Below are 18120 nucleotides of genomic sequence, written 5' to 3'. Positions count from 1 at the left end.
CACAATTTAGCGGGTGATCCCGCTCAAGAAAGTGAGACCTCCATACACTATATGCGATGAGGCTTGTCATGTTCTACCTTTGATGTGCTCTCCTATGTATGAAGGCAGCAAATTGCCCTCGCTTATAAGATTCGTACAAATCCATCCATTTATGACGTTTATTCGAAAAAAAAGCAAACCGCCGCTGGCGATTTGCTTTCATCTATTACTCGATACCCATTTCCTCTTTCACAACAGCGGTAATTCGAGTCACATATTCATCACACAGCTCTTTTGTTTTCGCCTCTGCCATCACGCGTACAAGCGGCTCTGTTCCAGATGGACGAACAAGAATACGGCCATCACCGTTCATCTCTTTTTCGACCTCTTGAATCACTGCTTTTACTTTTTCATTTTCTTCCACTTTATATTTATCAGACACTTTCACATTCACTAGAAGCTGCGGGAATTTTTCCATTTCAGCTGCAAGCTCTGACAATGTTTTTCCTGTTGCTTTGAGTGTATTGACAAGCATGATCGCAGAAAGCATGCCATCACCTGTCGTATTGTAATCAAGGAAAATCAAATGGCCTGATTGCTCACCGCCGACATTATAGCCATCCTTTTTCATCGCTTCGACCACATAGCGGTCACCAACAGCGGTTTGGATGCTCTTAATGCCTTGTTTCTCCAGCGCTTTATAGAAGCCTAGGTTACTCATGACCGTGGATACGACAGTGTCATCCTTTAATCGGCCTTCGCCCTTCAAATAACGTGCACATATGTACATAATTTGATCGCCGTCTACAATATCACCTTTTTCATCGACAGCAATTAAACGGTCTCCGTCACCATCAAACGCAAGACCAATATCTGCACCCTTCTCCTTCACAAAAGCAGAAAGTGCCTCTGGATGAGTTGAGCCGACACCATCATTGATATTCAATCCGTTTGGTGATGTTCCCATTGTGGACACATCAGCATCTAAATCCGCAAATAAATGTGTCGCTAGAGAAGAGGTTGCACCGTGAGCACAGTCAAGCGCCACGTGAATACCTGTGAAATCCTCGTCCGCTGTCTGCTTCAAGAATTGCAAGTATTTCTGACCACCTTCAAAGTAGTCATTCATCGTTCCAAGATCCGCTCCAACTGGGCGTGGCAATTGATCGACCGGCTGATCCATCAGCTGCTCAATTTCATTCTCCTGTTCATCAGACAGCTTAAAGCCGTCACCGCCGAAGAATTTAATTCCGTTGTCTTGAACTGGGTTGTGAGAAGCAGAAATCATGACACCCGCTTCTGCGTCCATTGCCTTCGTTAAATAAGACACACCAGGTGTTGAGATCACACCTAGACGCATCACTTCAGCGCCAATTGAAAGTAAGCCTGCAACGAGCGCTCCTTCTAGCATATGACCGGATACACGTGTGTCTCGTCCAACGAGTACCTTTGGACGTTCTTTATCCTTCGTGAGCACATAGCCGCCAAATCTCCCAATTTTAAATGCGAGCTCTGGCGTTAATTCGCTATTCGCCACACCCCTTACACCATCAGTTCCAAAGTACTTGCCCATGTTTCAATCGCTCCTTTTTTACCATTCAAGAGGACGCTTCGTCCTCTTTTTTATCTTCTTTGATCTGCTGTCTTTGACTTGATTCTTTCTTTGCTTTATCTTGCGTGGATTCTTCTTTACTCTTCTCATCCTGATCATCGTCATCAGAAGATGGATCCTTGCGATCATTCGTAGACGCTGGCTGATCTTCTGTCTCAGTAGAAGTCAGTTTCACTTTGACCTTTGATCTCGATAATGTCCACGTCACATTTTGAGGACCGTTCACTTGAATTGTGACCTCATGTGTTCCTTCGTTCAAGTCCCCAACATTGATATAGGCTTCAACGTCTGAAGCCTTTAGTTTATCAATCGCACTCTTTGATCCCTTTGCTGTTAACGTGAGTCGTCCAGAAGATGGGCTCACAAAATCAGAGGTGAGATCCTTGCTCAGACCTACGACAGAAATTGGTACATTATCGATCTTTTTTTCTTGCGCTGTTGCAACCTTCACTTTGATCTTGACGGTTTCGGGCGATACCTTTTTCACACCATCTGGCAGGGGAATGTCGGCATCAATCTCCGTATCATCTTTGATCTTGCTTAGGTCCAGCTTGACGCCATCAATAAAATCAAGCGAATCCAGCACTTTTTGAGAGCCGTACACTGTGACCTCACTCGGGCTTGTCTCAATACTTGAGATACTGATCCCATCCGGCAAACTGCCAGTCCGCTCTATTTTAAACGGAACCTTTTTGCTTGGACTTGAGATGGGAACTGTAATATTCACCACAGACGGACTCAATTCGACTGGCAGCTCATTCCCGCTGCTATCATACACAGTGAGCTTCGCTTCCTTTTCAATTTGCTGATCGACATCCTCTAGGTTCACAAATGCTTTAATGACAGAAATTTTGTCGATTACGTCCTTTGAACCAGTGACTGTGACTTTTTTCGGATTCACAATAGGCTGTTCAGGTGAATAGCCATCTTTGATTTTATTTTGATTATAAAATTCAGTTTCAACAGGAAATTCTGCTGTTGTTTTTTCTTGTATCGTCACCGTCGTCACAGATGGGTTGATCGATAGTGTGAGCCCTTTTGATACATCTCTTGCCTTCAGCTCCACTTTATGGGTACCTGTGGATAAATTCTGCATATCTGCATATATTTCGAAGTTCTTTGTTTGTCTTGCTGTTTTCACAGCACTCGTTGACCCTTTAATCGTCACATTGACTGTTTGCGGCACACCAGTAACGACGTACTTCTCGTCATCATAATACGCTTTAACAGGAATGTCGGTTAAGGTTGCTTCATCTGTCGTCGATGTTGGGAAAAAGGATTCACCGATTTTTTTCGGCGTGGGCGCTTGCGCTGAATTGACTGCACCATACAGCAATAAAGCGAAGACCAATGCAAGAAGCTTTACGGCCCAGCGATTATTCAAAATCTTATCCATTTTTCTTGCCCCTCCAATACCATTTGGTCGAGGAAGCATCTTTGCTGTTCTTACTAAATTCAGCAATCAGCATTTCTTCAAGCGCTTCTTCTGTCAATTCTCGGTGGAGATCACCATTTCTTGCGACAGAAATGCCGCCTGTCTCTTCAGAAACGATGACGGTTAAGCTGTCTGTCACTTCACTAATTCCGACTGCCGCCCGGTGACGCGTCCCCAGTTCCTTAGAGATAAAAGGACTTTCTGACAGCGGTAAATAACAAGCCGCAGCTGCAATCTCATCACGCTTCATAATGACAGCACCGTCATGAAGCGGTGTATTTGGAATGAAAATATTAATGAGCAGCTCTGAACTCACCTTTGCATTCAAAGGAATTCCAGTCTCTATGTAATCATTCATCCCAGTATCACGCTCAATTGTCAGCAGCGCGCCGATTCTGCGTTTTGCCATATATTTAATTGCTTTTGTAATTGCCTCGATCGTTTTCTGCTGCTGTTCCTCTATAGGTGTCCCGCTTCTTGAGAAGAAACGGCCGCGCCCAAGCTGCTCAAGCGCTCTCCTTAGCTCTGGCTGAAAAATAATAATGATCGCAAGGAATCCCCACGTAATCGCTTGATCCATCAGCCATTGAAGTGTGTTAAGACCGAGATACGCACTTCCCATCCTGACAAGAACAATGACCACAATTCCCTTTAAAAGCTGAACCGCTTTTGTTCCGCGGATGACCATCATTAATTTATATATCACATACCAAACAACGAGAACATCAACAGCATTACCGAGGTACTGCAAAAAAGGAATATCCCCTAAAGCCATTTCCTCGTCCTCCAGAATTTTCAGTTATTCTTCGTTTGATGCATTTTTAATAAAAAAAGAGACTATGTGTAAATACATAGCGTGGCTATTATACCACATTTTGTTTCAGCAAGGAAAACAGTTGCCATATATGTCTGGCGTGCTAGTTCGCATACATTCTGACCTATAATATAGAAAAAGAGCAGCCCCATAAAGAGACTGCTCTCGACCCGTATGATTACTTTTGCTCCTCTGGTCCAATGACCCGCATCACATTTTGTGCTGTGGATTTCATTTTGTACCAAATCCAATCAAACACTTCATTAATTTCATTAATTTGACCAGTGACTTGTCCGGCAGAAGCAGTCAGCTGTTCCCCATTGACGACGGTGACATTTCCATCAACCTTGCCTTCTACAATCAGCTTGCCATTTTTGACAGTGACATCACCTTTTACGGTTTCCCCTTTAGGTACGGTCACTGTATCATTTACAACGACGAGATTCGACTGTTTTGACACACTGAAATTATGATCGGTATTCCAGCTTGTAAACAGACTGCCTCCCATCAAAATGAGAAAGAGGGCAGCGGCCACCATCAGCGGATGAGCTTTGATCCATCTTTGAACCGACACACGCTTTTTTTCCTTTGGAAGACCTGCCATCACCTTTGCAGTGAAATCAGATGGTGCTTCTATATGAGATGTACTCTGCACAAGCGCGATGGATTTCTCAATTTGTTGAAAATGAGTACGGCACTCCTCACACGATTGCAGATGGCTTTTTAATTCTTTTTCGTCTTGGGGCTCAATGTCCCCGTCTAAATACTGATGCATAAGCAGGACGATTTTTTCCTGACAGCTCATCAAAATCACCTCACTCAAAGGTCTCTCAACTGTTTCCGGAGAGCCTCTCTACCCCTGTGTATTCTCGTTTTCACCGTACCAACGGGTATATTCAGAATCTCGCTAATTTCTTTTAACGAGAGTTCATCAATATACTTTAAAACGATGACCGAACGATATTTATCGGGTAATCTTAGAATTTTTTGCTGAATGGTACTCGATAATTCAAGAGACACCACCTCTTCCTCTGGCAAAATGCCATCAGCAGCAATTTGAGAATACATATTCAATCCTTCTGTTCCTGCCACCTCTGCATCTAAATAATAATCCGGCTTTTTTTTGCGAATACGATCGATGGTCAGGTTGGTTGCAATGCGGTACAGCCACGTAGAAAACTTACGATTCACATCAAAGCTTTCAATATTCACATAGGCACGAATAAACGCCTCCTGTGCAATATCCTCTGCTTCGTGTGCATTCCCAAGCATACGATAGCACAGCTGATAAATTTTGTCTTTATACAGGTCTACGATGTCTGCAAATGCGTTCTGGTCGCCTTTTTTCAATTGCTTAATTCTCTTTTTAATCATTGTGTCCATAGTATATTCAACCTCTGCCTTCACCGGTCTTTATGTATACGAATCTCTTTCCAAAAGGTTTCATTCTCCTCTAAAAAATAGTGTAACAAATTTTTGACAGCGTGTTACGCATATCCACCGGTAAAAACCTTAATATATCCTTAAATTTCTCCAAAACAAAAAAGAACGGGAACAAGTCCCGCTCTACAATAGCTTTTCGCCCATTAACGAACCAATCAACGCAACAGCTGCCTCGGCTGTTTTATTTTTTTCATCTAATACCGGATTCACCTCAACAAATTCAGCTGAAGTCAAAATACCCGCTTCCTCTAAAAGCTCCATGGCAAGATGACTCTCCCGGTAACTAATGCCACCCGCCACAGGAGTTCCTACACCAGGGCACTCCGCTGGATCTAGTCCGTCTAAATCAAGCGACAGGTGGACACCATCTGTTCTTTCCTTTAAATATGAAATGGCTTCCTCCATCACCCTTGTCATCCCTAAACGATCTATTTCATGCATCGTATACACTTTAATGCCTTTCTCTCTAATCAATGCCCGCTCTCCCTCATCTAAGGATCGAGCACCAATTATAACAACATTCTCAGGCTTCAATTTAGGGGAATAACCACCAATGTTCGTTAAATCAGCATGCCCAAGGCCGAGACTGACTGCAAGCGGCATACCATGTATATTTCCAGAAGGAGAGGTTTCCTCTGTATTTAAATCACCGTGTGCATCATACCAAATGGCACCTAAGTTTTCATAATGCTTGGCTACCCCCGCAAGTGTTCCTATCGCAATGCTGTGATCACCGCCTAAAATGAGCGGGAATGAGCCTGATTGCACAATACTGTCAACCTTCTCAGCTAGCAGCTGATTCGCACTAGCATTCTCCGTTAAATTTTTTAGCTTTTCACTTGTATATAAACCTTTCTCATCATCTCTTTGTTCAACCAAAATATCGCCGAGATCCTCCACATCAAATGAAAGCGATTCCAATTTTTCTTTTACGCCTGCACACCGAATCGCACTCGGTCCCATATCGACGCCCCTTCTCATTTGACCCAAATCCATCGGAACTCCGACAATCGTGACCTTCTTTTGATCTCCCATATGTACATCCCCTTTCCGTTCATGCTTATATTTTACTTTCTCGATGCCTTCTGACTCAACTCAACAATATTTTGAATAGTTATACATTCCGTCTGCCAACATAAAAAAAGACACCTTTTTGAAAAAGGTGTCTTAACTGGGCTAGCTGGATTCGAACCAACGCATGACGGAGTCAAAGTCCGTTGCCTTACCGCTTGGCTATAGCCCAAAAATGGTGGAGGGGGGCGGATTCGAACCGCCGAACCCGGAGGGAGCGGATTTACAGTCCGCCGCGTTTAGCCACTTCGCTACCCCTCCACATATGGAATTGATAAAGAAAAAACAGTGCCGGCAAGAGGACTTGAACCCCCAACCTACTGATTACAAGTCAGTTGCTCTACCAGTTGAGCTACACCGGCATATGGTGGAGGATGACGGGCTCGAACCGCCGACCCTCTGCTTGTAAGGCAGATGCTCTCCCAGCTGAGCTAATCCTCCACATCATGGTGACCCGTACGGGATTCGAACCCGTGTTACCGCCGTGAAAGGGCGGTGTCTTAACCGCTTGACCAACGGGCCAGTTTGTCAAGTTTGCTGTTTCCGTGAAGCTGACAAAAGTTATTATATACAGGTTGTCCCCCTTTTGTAAAGGGGATTTTTATTTTTTTTATTTTCTAATTATTTACCTCCAGTTAGCACAACGTTTCGAGTGAAATATAATTTCAATATTTAAATATAATGTTGAAATTTCATATCACACTGAATATACTGAAAATGAAGAAATAAGGAGGAATGTCGCATGCAGCCATCTCAATTGCGTTCTTTGACAACAGAATCAAGAAACCCTAACACAATGGGAATATCACAAGCAGATCCGCTCGAAATACTCCAGCTGATCAATGAAGAAGATATGAAGGTCGCTCAAGCAGTGAACCGTGTCCTACCACATGTCAAAACAGCAAGTGACTTCGCCTATGAATCCATTTCAAATGGGGGTAGACTCGTTTATTTAGGAGCCGGGACAAGCGGCAGACTTGGCGTGATGGATGCTGTTGAATGTCCCCCTACCTATAGCGTCTCACCTGATGTGATTGTCGGTATCATGGCAGGCGGCGACTCTGCTTTTTCACATGCTGCCGAAGATGTGGAAGACAGTGAAGAAGCCGGCAAACAGGATTTAGTACACATTCACCTGACATCAAAAGATACGGTCGTCGGTATCGCCGCCAGCGGCAGGACACCCTACATCATCGGCGCTTTAAACTACGCTAAATCCATCGGCGCAAAAACAGTAGCCCTCAGCTGCAATGAACAAGCAGAAATTAGCGAGCTGGCAGACTGCGCCATTGAAGTCATTGTAGGACCAGAAGCCATCACTGGGTCAACACGAATGAAAGCCGCATCCGCTCATAAAATGATTTTAAATATGCTTTCCACCTCTGTCATGATCAGACAAGGTAAAGTATATGAAAACCTGATGGTTGATGTAAAAGTCAGCAATCATAAATTAAAAGAACGCGCCATCACCATCATTCAACATGTGACAAACGCTTCCTATGAACAAGCCGTGAAGACTCTTGAAGCAGCAGACTTAGAAGTCAAAACCGCCATCGTCATGCTCCAAACAAACACAGACAAAAAAACAGCCAAGGATTTACTCAACAAAGCGAATGGCCATATCGACAAAGCCATCTCTCATCATCAATCCTAAAGGAGGCAGAGCTCATGTCAGCAGGTGGACTCACCCTACTACACACAATGAAAGCAAAGCTCCCCCAATCTGAAAAAATCATTGCAGACTATATCCTTGCCCATCCTGACAAAGTCATTAAAAGCACAGTACACGAGATCAGTCAGGCAGCCGGAGCAAGCAGCTCTGCTGTCATCCGCCTTTGTAAATCTCTCGGGCTAGATGGCTATCACGATTTAAAAATGCGAATCGCTGGAGACTTGATGCACGACGATAAACAAGGCTATCGTGATATCGAACAAGATGAACCGCTTCAATCCATTATTCAAAAAACAGCAGGAAACTCGATTCAATCGATTAAGGACACCGCTTCTATTTTAAATGCAGAAGCATTAGAAAAAGCTGTTCAATTACTGCTGCATGCAAACCAAATCCATTTTATCGGCGTCGGTGCATCTGGCATCGTCGCAGCGGATGCCCAGCAGAAATTTCTCAGAATCAATTATGCAGCGACTGCCTTCACTGACATGCACATCGCATCAACGGTCATCGCAAATGCAGGAAAGAATGACATCGTGTTCGGTATATCCTTTTCAGGAGAAACGTTAGACATCATTCAAGCCCTTCAGCTCGCAAAAGACAATCAAGTGAAAATCATTGCCTTAACGCATCCTGGTCAAACAAGCGTTTCTGCCTTAAGTGATGTTCACCTATCGACGTCCGGTTCCAATGAAGCACCTTTTCGCAGTGCAGCCACTTCCTCTAGAATGGCACAGCTCTACTTAATTGATGTCTTGTTCCTCAGCTTAGCTTCCCGTCAATATGAAGAGACAGCGCAATATATTGACAAGACAAGACATGCCATCCGCTCCATGAAACGAAAATCAAAGGGGGATTCAACATGAGTCATCAAAAGAAATATCAGCAGTTGGCGAAAGACATTCTTTCTCTCTGTGGTGGTTCTGAAAACATCTCTTCCCATACACATTGTATGACGCGTCTCCGAATTACACCGATTGACAATGAACAAGTTCACATCACAGCAATTAAAGAACTCGATGGCGTCATTGGTGTCGTTGAGGCAGAAACGCTTCAAATCATTTTAGGTACAGGTGTTGTCAACCAAGTATCAAGTGCGTTTGAACAGCTGCTAAATGCCTCTGGCTCTTATGATTTAAACAATGAAGCACAAAAAAACAAGCAAGCCATTTCACAAAAGAACCGCACACCGTTCAAGCTGTTCTTACGACGGATTGCCAGCATCTTTATTCCTATCATTCCGGCACTCGTTGCATCAGGTCTTATTACAGGGATTACGAAAGCAATCGTGCAAGCAGGCTGGCTCGATGAAAAGTCTCAAGCAGCGATCATTTTAACCGTTATTGGTTCAGGCTTGTTCGCATATCTCGGTATTTTAGTCGGATCAAATGCCGCAAAGGAGTTTGGAGGCTCTCCTGCATTAGGCGCATTAGCTGGTATCCTCATTATTAACCCAGCCTCCGCAGACATTATGTTATTTGGCACAAATATTCTACCAGGCAGAGGCGGGCTCATCGGTGTTCTTCTAGCCGCCATCTTTATGGCACTTGTGGAAACCCGAATTAGACGCTTCGTCCCGCAATCACTTGATATCATCGTCACACCAACCATCACACTACTCATTACAGGCATTTTTACGTACGTTGTCTTCATGCCAGTCGGCGGATTTATATCGGATGCCATCACCTCAGGATTAACTTATCTATTAAATATGGGCGGAATCTTCGCTGGATTTGTTCTTGGTGCGACCTTCCTTCCACTTGTTGTGACAGGACTTCACCAAGGACTGACACCAATTCATATGGAACTCATTAATTCCATTGGAGATGACCCGCTTTTGCCAATTCTCGCTATGGGCGGTGCAGGACAGGTAGGTGCGGCATTCGCCATTTATATGAAAACAAAAAAGAAAAAACTCAAAAGAGCCATCGCAGGTGGACTTCCTTCAGGGATGCTCGGCATTGGTGAACCACTCATTTTCGGTGTTACACTCCCGCTGGGACGACCATTTCTCACTGCTTGTCTTGGCGCTGGAATCGGCGGCGCATTTCAAGCCTACTTCCAAATTGCAACGAAGGCGATTGGTGTATCAGGTCTCCCATTAACCTTTATTGTTCACACACATCAAATGCTTCTTTACTTAATCGGACTCTTTATTGCATATGTCGCTGGATTTATTTTCACATACTTATTTGGTTTTCATGATGATATGGCTGTTGAATTTGAGGAAAAATAAGCAATAGGAGGTCTAACTCTTGAAGAAATACTTTCTCTTAATAACAAGTCTGCTCATGCTCCTTGGATTACCCGTACAAACATTTGCAACTAGCTCCCATCCTGTATCGTCTTTGTCTAAAACAGCACCTGAAGAATATCCCGTCTTAAAAAAGGCAAAACGACCGGAACAAGCAGGTTTTTCTTCCAGGCAGCTTAGGAAGGTTGATCACATGATTCAAAACGACATCAAAGCAGGATTTCCAGGAGGCGCACTCATCATTATCAAAGACGGAAAAATCGTCCATCAAAAAGCCTATGGCTACAGGCAAAAATACGAAGGCACAACTGAACTCAAATCATATAAGAAAATGAAAAAGAATACACTGTTCGACTTAGCATCCAACACCAAAATGTATGCGACGAACTATGCCCTGCAAAAGCTCGTCTACGAGAAAAAACTGGATGTGAACGAAAAAATACAAGCCATCCTGCCAGATTTTAAAGATGAACCAGATGCAAAGGTAACCGGCAAAGATCAGCTCCGTGTAAAAGATCTTCTGACCCATTCTGCCGGGCTCCCTTCCAGTGTCTTATTTTATAGCAAAGAAGCCGCCGGCTCTTTTTTCTCTCAAGATAGAAAGACAACGATGAAATGGCTGCCGAAGGTGCCGCTGCAATACAAACCAGGCACCCAGCACATTTATAGTGACATTGATTACATGCTGTTAGGCATGATCATTGAGAAAAAAACAGGTATGCCTCTTGATCAATATGTAGAGTCGACGATCTATCGGCCGCTAGGTCTCAAACATACAATGTTCAATCCACTGCAAAAAGGATTTAAACCGAAGCATTTTGCAGCAACCGAACGTTTAGGTAATTCGCGAGATGGTGTCATTGATTTTGAAAACATTCGCAGGTACACCCTGCTAGGCGAAGTCCACGATGAGAAAGCATATTACTCAATGGCAGGTATCTCTGGTCATGCCGGACTTTTCTCTAACATGTCAGATATGGGCGTGCTGCTCCAGCTCATGCTGAACAAAGGAGGCTATGGAAAAAAAACCATCTTTGATCAAGCTTCTATCGATCTCTTTACAGCCTCTTCTGATACAAACCCAACTTACGGGCTAGGCTGGCGTAAAAACGGTCATACTGACATGGAATGGATGTTTGGAAAATATGCAAGTAACGAAGCCTATGGACATACTGGCTGGACCGGAACCATGACATTGATTGATCCAAAACATAATCTAGGTATCGTCTTGCTGACAAATAAGAAACATTCGCCTGTCGTTTCACCTGAAACCAACCCAAATCAATTTGAAGGTGACCTTTTCCCAACTGGTACTTATGGAAGCATCATGACCGCAATCTACGAATCTTTTAAGTAAAAGGAGGAATTCGATGTTAAAAGCTCTTTTCCCCGCTACTCTGGTTTTGGCCCTGCTAACCTCTTCCATTCCAACGGAAAAGGTTAGCTCTGCCCCTCTTCCAACCGCAAAACAAATGGTGCAAGACATGTCCCTGGATGAAAAGATAGGTCAAATGCTCATGCCAGACTTTCGCAATTGGCAAACAAAAGATGAATCTGCACCTACAGGCTTAACAAAGATGAATAAAGAAGTGTCCCATCTTGTTGAAAAATATCATCTAGGCGGTGTCATCTTATTTGCGGAGAATGTCGTTGATACGAAACAAACCGTCAAACTCACCCATGAATTTCAAAAAGCATCACCAAAGATTCCATTACTCATTTCAATTGATCAAGAAGGTGGAATCGTCACAAGATTACAAAAGGGAACACATTTCCCAGGAAATATGTCGATTGGTGCCTCTAGAAGTAAGAAAAATGCATACGACACAGGAAAAATCATCGGTAAAGAATTAAACGCACTAGGGATCAATACAAACTTCTCTCCTGTGCTTGATGTGAATAATAACCCAAACAACCCCGTCATTGGTGTCCGTTCCTTTAGCTCTGATCCTGCTCTTGTCACTAGGCTTGGCCTTCAAACCATGAAAGGACTTCAAAAGGAAAAAACTATTTCGACACTCAAGCATTTCCCGGGACATGGTGATACAGCTGTCGATAGTCACTACGGCTTGCCGCTCGTAGAACATGACCTAGATCGTCTTAAAAAAGTGGAGCTGTATCCGTTTCAACAAGCCATCAACGCTGGTGCGGATATGGTCATGACCGCTCATGTTCAATTCCCTGCCATTGACCACACAACGTACAAAAGCAAAAAAGATGGCGAGGACATTATGGTTCCAGCAACCTTATCGAAAAAAGTCATCACACACTTATTAAAAGAAGAGATGGGCTTTCAAGGTGTTGTGGTAACAGACGCCCTAAATATGAAAGCGATTGCAGATAACTTTGGGCAGGAAGAAGCCGTGGTGATGGCTATTAAGGCAGGTGTCGACATCGCCCTTATGCCAGCACCAGTCACCTCTCTAAAAACAGAAAAAAACCTAGAGAATGTGTTCAATGCTGTAAAACAGGCGGTTGTAAAGAAAGAAATTCCGATGTCTCAAATCAACCAATCTGTCGAAAAAATTCTTCAATTGAAAATCAAACGCGGCATCATTTCTTCCAAGAAACCCATCACCCTTGAGAAAAAAATCAAAAAAGCCACTCAAGTCGTTGGGAAAAAGTCGCACCGGAAAGCAGAACAAAAAATGGCACGTGAAGGGATCACCCTGCTTAAAAACAACGAAAAGACCTTACCATTCAAGCCTAAAAAGAATAACAAGATCTTGGTCATGGCACCTTACGAAGATCAGACAAAAGCCATGTCTGTCACAATTGACTCTCTGATCAAACAAAAAAAGATCAAGCCTGTACGTATCCAATCATATGCGTTTGCGGATAAGACCTTCACTAAAGAAACAGCCAAACTAATACAAGATGCTGACTATGTGATTACCGGCTCTTACGTTGTCCAAAATGACCCAGCTGTGAATGATGGTGTGATTGATGACAATGTACAGGACCCGAAAAAATGGGCTACTGCCTTCCCTCGTGCTGTTATGAAAGAAGCAGCAGCACAAAACAAAAAAATGGTCATCATGAGTCTAAGAAATCCTTACGATGCGGCAAATTTTGAGGAGGCTGATGCCTTACTAGCCGTTTACGGTTTTAAAGGCTACTCAAACGGGCAATTCAATCAGCCAAATATTCCTGCTGGATTAGAAGTGATATTTGGCGCTGCATCACCTAAGGGCAAATTGCCTGTGGATATCCCATCTGTCACTCATCCAAATCAAACCCTGTATCCATTCGGCTATGGACTCAACTTGAAAGGGAAACAGATCAAATAGGAGGGATTCTCTTGAAAAAAACAGCAAGCTTGATACTCGCAAGCATTCTCATTATGAGCACATTGACCGCCGCCTCCCCCGCAAACCAAGAACGAACAGATACAAAAGGAAAAAAAGCAGCGGTCAAAACAGGGATCGAAACACTACTCTCAGGCAACCTTGCATGGTTAAAAGGGAAAAGGGTCGGCCTCATTACGAACCCAACTGGTATTGATGCAAATATGAAAAGCAGTGTCGATCTCCTATTTGAGCATCCAAGTATCAAGCTTACTGCTCTATATGGACCAGAACATGGTGTGCGCGGCGATGCACAAGCAGGAGAAGGCGTCGAATCCTATACTGATGAAAAAACAGGTCTCCCTGTTTACTCTCTCTATGGAAAAACAAGAAAACCCACGCCTGACATGCTCAAAAATGTAGATGTCTTGCTGTTTGATATCCAAGATGTTGGTGCTCGTTATTACACCTATATTTACACGATGGCTTATGCGATGGAGGCCGCTAAAGAAAACAACATTCCCTTTGTTGTCCTAGACCGTCCAAACCCCATTGGCGGACTAAAAGTAGAAGGCCCTGTCTTAGAACCTGAGCACGCTTCATTTGTAGGGCTCTATCCAATACCATTAAGACATGGAATGACCACTGGTGAACTAGCAAAATTCTTTAACAAAGAGTTTCATATCAATGCTGATGTCACAGTCATCAAAATGAAAAATTGGAAGCGTTCCATGACGTTTGATGACACGAAGCTGCCGTTCGTCCTTCCTTCACCTAACATGCCGACAGTGGATAGTACCTTTGTATATCCCGCCACAGGATTAATTGAAGGAACAAATGTCTCTGAAGGCAGAGGAACAACAAAACCGTTCGAGCTCATTGGCGCTCCATATATCAATAGCAGCGAACTAGCAGATCATTTAAATCAGTTAAAACTAAAGGGTGTACAATTTAGACCAGTATCATTCACCCCCACTTTTTCTAAACATGCAGGTAAGCTATCACACGGTGTGCAGCTATACGTCACAGACAGCTCTTCATTCGAAGCGGTAAAAACAGGGTTATCCATCATCAAAGCCATACATGATTTATATCCAAAAGACTTTCAGTTCCTTCAAACAGGCAGCTTTGATAAACTCATCGGAAATGGTTGGATCAAAGAAGAAATCAATCAAGGTACTTCCGTCAAACACATCATGAAGCGCTATCATCATGACCTCAAATCGTTCGAAAAGAAACGGAAGAAATATCTCATCTATTAATTCGCAAAAAGACCTCCATCTCATAAGATGGAGGTCTTTTCATGATAAAGATTTAGTCACAGCAGGCGCCTTCAGCTCAAAACGATTGAGTAAGAAACCAAACAAGGCAGCAAGCACTTGCTGAAATAGCATGCCAATCACAACAGGGACAGCAACAGCAGGCGGGAAAAAGCTAATAGCAAGCACAGCTCCGGCACTAATATTTCTCATGCCGCCCGTATACACAATGGCCACAATCTCCCCTTGAGTACATTTCATCACCTTTCCAATCAACCATGCAAAAGCATATCCACTCATCGCAATGAAAAAGACAGTCGCTGCTTTGCTAAAAAATGCAACATCCAGTTCACGCAAATATGGGGCGACAACAGAACTGTTAATCGATACGACAACAAACAAGCCTAATTTTGAAAAAGGAGACAGGGTCTGACTAATTGTTTTCGTCACCGATGGCTTTGCATACTGGCGAACGAGCATCCCTAAAATAGAGGGCAGTACCACCATACCAAACAGCCCTTTCATGATCGCAACCATGTCCATATGGACCTGTGTACCGACGAAGAGTGACAAGCTTACTGGCACAATCAATGGCGAAAGCAATGTATCAATTAAAATGATAGATAACGTTAACCCGACATTCCCTTTATACATCGCCGCCCATATTAAACTAGAAACACCTGTTGGAATCACCATCGCAAGCGTCAAACCGGTGATCGTCATGGAATCACCCGCAAATATCAAATGCCCCGCTGACCAGGCATAAAGGGGCATCAGCACATGTAAAATCATAAACGATAAAATCAAAGGCAATGGGTGCATCACCGTATGCTTTAAAGCTGAAAAAGTAGATGACAAGCTCCCTGAAAATGTCATCATGGCAAATACCCAGGGCACCATAAACGTAAAATCCTTTAAATAGGCCGACAATAATACACCGAGTAACACACTAATGGGCGTAATAAGCGGCATCATCCGGCCGAGCACTTGGTTCAAACGCACAAGCATGCCGGCCACCTCCATCCTTCACTTTCTTACCTTTTCTATTGTAACAAACAGAAAGATCTTTTTAAGAACCATTCACCTGTTTCACAAGCTTTCGACTCGAGGTATCCATTCCAACTACGTCTACCTGTACACCAGCTGCTTGATACTTTTCCTTTACACGTTCTATCGCTGCCACGCCTGATTCATCCCATATACGCGCTTCAGACAAATCAATCACAACGGCTTGGAGATCTTTCTCCTGATGGAACGCTTGGATGAAATCAGTGACAGAAGCAAAGAAAATTTGCCCTTTAATTCGATACACCCAAATACCCGCTTGGCTTTCTGTAGAGGTAATATGAAGCTTTGATATTTTTGCTACAAAGAATATCGCACTAAGCAGCACACCTGCAAACACACCTTTTGATAAATCATGAGTCAACACCACAGTCACGACCGTGACAATCATGACAATAGAATCTGTTTTCGGATTCTTTTTTAGCTGCTGAAAGGAACTCCAATCAAATGTCCCAACGGAGACCATAATCATCACAGCCACAAGAGCAGCCATCGGAATTTGAACCACCACATCTCCGAGTACAAAAATCAGCACCATTAGAAATGCGCCCGCTACAAAGGTAGAAAGACGGCCACGCCCGCCTGCCTTCGTATTAATCACTGATTGACCAATCATCGCACAGCCAGCCATACCACCAAAGAATCCTGCAACCACATTAGCAATCCCTTGACCTCTCGCTTCCTTGTTCTTACGACTAGACGTCTCCGTCATATCATCGACAATCTGTGCAGTTAAAAGAGACTCAAGTAAACCAACCATCGCAAGTGCTAAAGAATAAGGAAAAATGATAGTAAGTGTCTCCCAGCTAAACGGTACTTGAGGAATCAGAAAAGCAGGCAAAGAACTAGGAAGCTCTCCCATATCTCCAACCGTTCTAACATCAATATGTCCAAATACAGCAATGATCGTCATGACAATAATCGCAATGAGTGGGGAAGGTATCACCTTTATCACCATCGGCAATAAATAAATAATCAACAAGGCGCCACCTGTCATGATATACATGGCCATTGATTCTCCGACGAAATGTGGAAGCTGAGCCATGAAGATCATAATAGCCAACGCATTCACAAAACCAACCATCACGGACCTCGGAATAAATTTCATCAGACGAGACACTCGGCAGAGTCCAAACACTATTTGAATCAGACCTGTTAAAATCGTAGCTGCAAACAAATATTGCAATCCATGATCGGCAACCAAATTAACCATGACCAGAGCCATAGCCCCTGTAGCGGCCGAAATCATACCTGGCCGTCCACCAACAAACGAAATCACAATTGCAATACAAAACGAAGCATACAACCCGATCTTCGGATCAACGCCCGCAATAATCGAAAACGCAATCGCCTCTGGAATTAAGGCCAGAGCCACTAAAATACCCGCAAGCACATCCTGACGCACATGCCCAAACCATTCTTGCTTTACAAATAAATCTTTCAAACCATCTACTCCTTTTTATATACATACCGAACATGGAAAAATGAGGTTAACCAAACCTGGAGATGAAGAAAAGAAAAATAAACAATGCTTCACTTTCGGGGGAAAAGAGGAACGTACAGAGTCTTTTGTTAGAGAGGATATGTCACTTTCGTAAGCATAAATAGGGTACTGTAGACCAAAACAAAAAACGGCACATGTAAAAATCTAATGCAAACCAATCCATTCGTATAGCAATCTTGTTTGTGATCCAACGTGAATGAGTTCAAATATATATGAAAACAAAAAAAGCCTTCTCATCATCGAGAAACCTTAAACATTAATCATTATAATTTAGAGGAAAGCTTCCAAGCGGGCTCGAACCGCTGACCTCTTCCTTACCATGGAAGTGCTCTACCTACTGAGCTATGGAAGCATGGCTCCGCAGGTAGGACTCGAACCTACGACCGATCGGTTAACAGCCGATAGCTCTACCACTGAGCTACTGCGGAATGATAAAGTAACTTCTTCCATTGGAAGGATATAAACAAAAAGCTTGGCGGCGTCCTACTCTCACAGGGGGAGACCCCCAACTACCATCGGCGCTGAAGAGCTTAACTTCCGTGTTCGGTATGGGAACGGGTGTGACCTCTTCGCTATCGCCACCAAACCTGATGGAGAGAATGTTCTCTCAAAACTAGATAACAATGTTCAAACTTCACATTAGAATATAGGTTAAGTCCTCGATCTATTAGTATCTGTCAGCTCCACGTGTCACCACGCTTCCACCTCAGACCTATCAACCTGAT

At 43.5% G+C, this 18120-nt stretch carries 14 protein-coding genes, 7 tRNA genes and 1 rRNA gene; 6 read left to right on the top strand and 16 right to left on the bottom strand.

All coding sequences use genetic code 11. The features are described 5' to 3' along the window. Positions 1–205 precede the first annotated feature (205 nt). The 11 genes from glmM to C6347_RS12465 form a co-directional block, all read right to left on the bottom strand. A complete protein-coding gene (gene glmM, locus C6347_RS12515; RefSeq protein WP_034664420.1) occupies positions 206–1552 on the bottom strand; it encodes a phosphoglucosamine mutase in 1347 nt (448 codons plus the stop codon). Between the two features lie 25 nt (positions 1553–1577). After that, positions 1578–2987 carry a CdaR family protein gene (locus tag C6347_RS12510; protein WP_106071692.1) on the bottom strand — a complete coding sequence of 470 codons (1410 nt, stop codon included), beginning with the start codon at positions 2985–2987 and terminating at the stop codon, positions 1578–1580. Beyond that, positions 2980–3801 carry a diadenylate cyclase CdaA gene (gene cdaA, locus C6347_RS12505; protein ID WP_060595397.1) on the bottom strand — a complete coding sequence of 274 codons (822 nt, stop codon included), beginning with the start codon at positions 3799–3801 and terminating at the stop codon, positions 2980–2982. Before cdaA ends, C6347_RS12510 begins: the two co-directional genes overlap by 8 nt. Positions 3802–4018: 217 nt before the next feature. After that, positions 4019–4645, bottom strand: coding sequence for an anti-sigma-W factor RsiW (rsiW, locus tag C6347_RS12500; protein WP_060595396.1), 627 nt, complete (start codon positions 4643–4645; stop codon positions 4019–4021). Between the two features lie 14 nt (positions 4646–4659). Further along, entirely contained in the window at positions 4660–5223 is a 564-nt protein-coding gene (gene sigW / locus C6347_RS12495) for an RNA polymerase sigma factor SigW (protein ID WP_003217112.1), read from the bottom strand. Between the two features lie 183 nt (positions 5224–5406). Then, positions 5407–6318, bottom strand: coding sequence for an arginase (gene rocF / locus C6347_RS12490; RefSeq protein WP_060595395.1), 912 nt, complete (start codon positions 6316–6318; stop codon positions 5407–5409). A gap of 136 nt (positions 6319–6454) precedes the next feature. Continuing rightward, positions 6455–6526: transfer RNA gene (locus C6347_RS12485), tRNA-Gln, on the bottom strand. Between the two features lie 4 nt (positions 6527–6530). Continuing rightward, positions 6531–6615, bottom strand: a tRNA-Tyr gene (locus C6347_RS12480). A 28-nt stretch (positions 6616–6643) separates the two neighbouring features. After that, positions 6644–6716: transfer RNA gene (locus C6347_RS12475), tRNA-Thr, on the bottom strand. 3 nt (positions 6717–6719) lie between these two features. Continuing rightward, positions 6720–6795: transfer RNA gene (locus tag C6347_RS12470), tRNA-Val, on the bottom strand. A 6-nt stretch (positions 6796–6801) separates the two neighbouring features. Then, positions 6802–6876, bottom strand: a tRNA-Glu gene (locus C6347_RS12465). 220 nt (positions 6877–7096) lie between these two features. On the opposite strand from C6347_RS12465, the gene murQ reads away from it, so the two are divergent. Genes murQ through C6347_RS12435 form a run of 6 tightly spaced genes read left to right on the top strand, consistent with a single transcriptional unit; the run spans position 7097 to position 14829 of the window. Further along, positions 7097–8008 carry an N-acetylmuramic acid 6-phosphate etherase gene (gene murQ / locus C6347_RS12460; RefSeq protein WP_106039406.1) on the top strand — a complete coding sequence of 304 codons (912 nt, stop codon included), beginning with the start codon at positions 7097–7099 and terminating at the stop codon, positions 8006–8008. A gap of 14 nt (positions 8009–8022) precedes the next feature. Further along, the gene (locus tag C6347_RS12455) at positions 8023–8892 is read left to right on the top strand and encodes a MurR/RpiR family transcriptional regulator (RefSeq protein WP_106048549.1); all 870 of its coding nucleotides are present in this window, start codon (positions 8023–8025) and stop codon (positions 8890–8892) included. Continuing rightward, positions 8889–10262, top strand: coding sequence for a PTS transporter subunit EIIC (locus C6347_RS12450; protein WP_060595392.1), 1374 nt, complete (start codon positions 8889–8891; stop codon positions 10260–10262). The genes C6347_RS12455 and C6347_RS12450 overlap by 4 nt, the downstream gene beginning before the upstream one ends. Positions 10263–10281: 19 nt before the next feature. After that, complete coding sequence (pbp4b, locus tag C6347_RS12445; RefSeq protein WP_106071691.1) at positions 10282–11637, top strand: penicillin binding protein PBP4B; 1356 nt, start codon at positions 10282–10284, stop codon at positions 11635–11637. Between the two features lie 13 nt (positions 11638–11650). Next, positions 11651–13570: a glycoside hydrolase family 3 protein gene (locus C6347_RS12440; protein WP_106071690.1), complete on the top strand. Its 1920-nt coding sequence runs from the start codon at positions 11651–11653 to the stop codon at positions 13568–13570. Positions 13571–13581: 11 nt separating this feature from the next. Next, positions 13582–14829, top strand: coding sequence for an exo-beta-N-acetylmuramidase NamZ family protein (locus C6347_RS12435; RefSeq protein ID WP_106039410.1), 1248 nt, complete (start codon positions 13582–13584; stop codon positions 14827–14829). Positions 14830–14868: 39 nt separating this feature from the next. Here C6347_RS12435 and C6347_RS12430 read toward each other — a convergent pair whose 3' ends face one another. The 5 genes from C6347_RS12430 to rrf form a co-directional block, all read right to left on the bottom strand. Further along, positions 14869–15849, bottom strand: coding sequence for a bile acid:sodium symporter family protein (locus C6347_RS12430; protein ID WP_081311457.1), 981 nt, complete (start codon positions 15847–15849; stop codon positions 14869–14871). A gap of 46 nt (positions 15850–15895) precedes the next feature. Next, complete coding sequence (locus C6347_RS12425; protein WP_060595388.1) at positions 15896–17335, bottom strand: SulP family inorganic anion transporter; 1440 nt, start codon at positions 17333–17335, stop codon at positions 15896–15898. 339 nt (positions 17336–17674) lie between these two features. Then, positions 17675–17747 (bottom strand) — tRNA-Thr (locus C6347_RS12420). Position 17748: 1 nt separating this feature from the next. Beyond that, positions 17749–17823 (bottom strand) — tRNA-Asn (locus C6347_RS12415). A 42-nt stretch (positions 17824–17865) separates the two neighbouring features. Then, a 5S ribosomal RNA gene (gene rrf / locus C6347_RS12410) occupies positions 17866–17981 on the bottom strand. Between the last annotated feature and the right edge of the window lie 139 nt (positions 17982–18120).

Source organism: Bacillus sp. NMTD17, assembly GCF_002998735.1.
GTDB lineage: Bacteria > Bacillota > Bacilli > Bacillales > Bacillaceae > Bacillus.
The sequence above is the reverse complement of the archived record's forward strand: the minus strand, read 5'-3'. Positions and strand labels throughout refer to the sequence as shown.

Excerpts from the sequence above, each read along its gene's own strand:
- C6347_RS12510 (WP_106071692.1), bottom strand. The coding sequence starts at position 2,987 with ATGGATAAGATTTTGAATAATCGCTGGGCCGTAAAGCTTCTTGCATTG.
- cdaA (WP_060595397.1), bottom strand. The coding sequence starts at position 3,801 with ATGGCTTTAGGGGATATTCCTTTTTTGCAGTACCTCGGTAATGCTGTT.
- rocF (WP_060595395.1), bottom strand. The coding sequence starts at position 6,318 with ATGGGAGATCAAAAGAAGGTCACGATTGTCGGAGTTCCGATGGATTTG.
- C6347_RS12455 (WP_106048549.1), top strand. The coding sequence starts at position 8,023 with ATGTCAGCAGGTGGACTCACCCTACTACACACAATGAAAGCAAAGCTC.
- C6347_RS12440 (WP_106071690.1), top strand. The coding sequence starts at position 11,651 with ATGTTAAAAGCTCTTTTCCCCGCTACTCTGGTTTTGGCCCTGCTAACC.
- C6347_RS12450 (WP_060595392.1), top strand. The coding sequence starts at position 8,889 with ATGAGTCATCAAAAGAAATATCAGCAGTTGGCGAAAGACATTCTTTCT.
- rsiW (WP_060595396.1), bottom strand. The coding sequence starts at position 4,645 with ATGAGCTGTCAGGAAAAAATCGTCCTGCTTATGCATCAGTATTTAGAC.
- C6347_RS12430 (WP_081311457.1), bottom strand. The coding sequence starts at position 15,849 with ATGGAGGTGGCCGGCATGCTTGTGCGTTTGAACCAAGTGCTCGGCCGG.
- murQ (WP_106039406.1), top strand. The coding sequence starts at position 7,097 with ATGCAGCCATCTCAATTGCGTTCTTTGACAACAGAATCAAGAAACCCT.
- glmM (WP_034664420.1), bottom strand. The coding sequence starts at position 1,552 with ATGGGCAAGTACTTTGGAACTGATGGTGTAAGGGGTGTGGCGAATAGC.
- sigW (WP_003217112.1), bottom strand. The coding sequence starts at position 5,223 with ATGGACACAATGATTAAAAAGAGAATTAAGCAATTGAAAAAAGGCGAC.